Source organism: Gillisia sp. CAL575, from assembly GCF_000403785.1.
In the GTDB taxonomy this organism is placed as follows: Bacteria; Bacteroidota; Bacteroidia; order Flavobacteriales; family Flavobacteriaceae; genus Gillisia.
The window spans coordinates 1-2,663 of record NZ_APHJ01000002.1 but is presented as its reverse complement, the minus strand read 5'-3'; the positions used below and the strand labels follow the sequence as shown (position 1 = coordinate 2,663).

The 2,663-nt window shown below is 31.9% G+C and carries 4 protein-coding genes; all 4 read left to right on the top strand.

The window, feature by feature from the left end:
* The first annotated feature begins 336 nt into the window (after positions 1 to 336).
* The 4 genes from I130_RS00030 (at position 337) to I130_RS00015 (ending at position 2,518) form a co-directional block, all read left to right on the top strand.
* Positions 337 to 729 carry a hypothetical protein gene (locus tag I130_RS00030; RefSeq protein ID WP_034917025.1) on the top strand — a complete coding sequence of 131 codons (393 nt, stop codon included), beginning with the start codon at positions 337 to 339 and terminating at the stop codon, positions 727 to 729.
* 159 nt (positions 730 to 888) lie between these two features.
* Positions 889 to 1,377 carry a hypothetical protein gene (locus tag I130_RS00025; RefSeq protein WP_157480451.1) on the top strand — a complete coding sequence of 163 codons (489 nt, stop codon included), beginning with the start codon at positions 889 to 891 and terminating at the stop codon, positions 1,375 to 1,377.
* A 164-nt stretch (positions 1,378 to 1,541) separates the two neighbouring features.
* Positions 1,542 to 1,928: a hypothetical protein gene (locus I130_RS00020; protein WP_034917016.1), complete on the top strand. Its 387-nt coding sequence runs from the start codon at positions 1,542 to 1,544 to the stop codon at positions 1,926 to 1,928.
* Between the two features lie 218 nt (positions 1,929 to 2,146).
* Positions 2,147 to 2,518, top strand: a complete 372-nt coding sequence (locus tag I130_RS00015) for a hypothetical protein (RefSeq protein ID WP_034917012.1) — start codon at positions 2,147 to 2,149, stop codon at positions 2,516 to 2,518.
* Positions 2,519 to 2,663 lie beyond the last annotated feature (145 nt).

Genomic DNA, 2,663 nt, shown 5'->3' with positions numbered 1-2,663 from the left:
AGGATCTGGAGGCATCGTGAAAGATTTACCGCCAAAGAGATCGGTGCTGCAATGTATTTTCCAGCTTCTCTTGTGAATATCAATTCCTATGAATAACTTTGGTAATGCAGTAACTCGGGTTTCCATATCTTTAGTTTTTATAGTGATTATTAAAGATACTCGATTACTGCTTTTTCATGGATGCTAACAGCAAATAGCGGGCATTCTGCTGAAAAGTGTTATTTTAGAGACCAATTAACAAACATCAAAGCCGACAAGTTCGCGTCCCTACTCCACGCCACTTGCGTTAAACAAGACCGTTGTGTGTAATTTTACACAAGAAAAACCACCGCTATAATGAAACTGATTTTTATAATATTAGGGTTACTTTTTACAACTAACGGATATTCTCAAACAGATAAAGAAAAATATTACGCTGATCTTACAAAGCTTGATAGTCTTAATCAAATAAATTTAAGTACCGGTAATAAAATGTTGGATACTGAAAAAAAGTATTATGCGAAAATTGACAGTTTGAGAATAAATATTTACAACGATTTAAATTCTGAGAAACCAAATGAAAATGGATGTTTGGAACAAAAGGTTTGGGTAAACAAAAGGATAAAAATGACAGATAGTCTAAGGAATGAATTTAAAGAAAACTCTGATTTTTCCAATGATCGTGAAATGTTTTTATACTTTGAATTAATTAAATTCACAAGAGCTAGGATTGATTGTTTATTACAATAAAACTACACACAACATCGGTTAAGCGCAAATAGCGGGCATTCCAGTGAAAAGTGATATTTTAGACACCAAGTAAAAAACAACTAAGCCGACAAGAACGTGTCCCTACTCCACGCTACTTGCCTTAACCAAGACCGTTGCCCACAATTAAAACTCACTCTTGTGAAAAAATACATTTTAATATTTATTTGCTTGTTTTCGATTATGATTATTTTCGGTCAAACTAAAAACAATTCTCTGTCTGAGATTAGTTTGTGTGAAGAAATTAAACTAACTCATACTGATGATAAATGTGGAGAATGGGGCGGAAATAGTGAAAGTATACGTTTTTTCAAAAAAGATTGCACAGCCGATTATTTCATAGAATATACTAAAAGAATTATGGACTGTACGATTGACCCAATTACTCACTATCAGAGAAAAGACTTTGACGAACAGAAAATTATACCAGCAACAAATGAAGATAGAAAATTGCTTGAACTTTGTATAAATCAATTAACTGAAATGAAGTTATCTAATCCTATAATAATCGCTCATAGTGGAATTGTAAATACAGTTATAAGTAGTGACAGCACATTGGTTATTAAAGATTACCCATCAAAAGAATGGTCAAACTTTAATCGACTGAAAAAAAGCATAATGGAAAAATAACTGTGGGCAACATCGGTTAAGCGCAAATAGCAGGCATTCCGTTGAAAAATGCTATTTTAGACACCAAGTAACAAACCACAAAGCCGACAAGAACGCGTCCCTACTCCACGCTACTTGCCTTAACCAAGACCGTTAGCTTTAATGCAAAAAAAATAAAAAATGAAATGAGTAATCCGACTTGGAAAATAGAACGAGACTCTCCAACAAGATGGTGGAATAAAAACCGACTAAAATATAACCTCGGATTAATAATAAGCGGATTTTTAGCATTTATTCTTTACTTAGTTGTAATCGAATTTCTAATTCTGAAAAGCGATAAAAATTGGGATGGAGAAATAACTATTTTTAACATAGTTTTTCAAGCATTCGGATATTTAATTATGATTGGAATTGCAAATATTTTTTACTATTTAGGTCCTATAACTGAAAAACTTATAAACCCAATTGACAAAAATAAATATCGGAAAATCACTTTTAATCTAGGATTTTGGTTATCCTGCTTTTTACCCTTTTTAGTTCCTTTAATTCTAATTATCAACTATTTGATGTGAGAAAATTGACAAGAGTCAAAAAAAACAAAATTGAAATCTGACAAAAAGCACTAAAGCTAACATCGGTTAAGCGCAAATAGCGGGCATTCTGGTGAAAAGTGCTATTTTAGACACCAAGTAAAAAATAACTAAGCCGACAAGAACGCGTCCCTAATCCACGCTACTTGTCTTAACCAAGACCGTTGCAAACAATATTTTTTTTGAAAATTCCGTTTAATATGCAAAAAAATGAACATACAGTTCCCTTTATAAAAATGATATTTATATTATTCTTTTTATCTGCTTGTGGTAACTCGAATGATAGAAAGGAAATTATCGTAACTGACTTTAATGACAAAATTATTGATAGTTTAATACCTAACAAAAAGGGATCATATTCAACTTATTATATCCACATAGAAGGTTATGCGAATGATAGTATTAGAATTAAACCTGGTAAGGAGGCTGATATTTATTACTATTTTTATTTTAAAGATAGTATTAATGAGGAGTTGAGAATGGATTATTATGGTGGAGAAACAAAATACTTTTTATTTGATCCTTATAAAGCTGATAATGGAAAAATAAAAATAACATATAAATTGCTGTAACTAAAAAATACTGTTAGCAACATCGGTTAAGCGCAAATAGCAGGCATTCCGGTGAAAAGTGATATTTTAGACACCAAGTAAAAAACAACTAAGCCGACAAGAACGTGTCCCTACTCCACGCTACTTGCCTTAACCAAGACCGTTA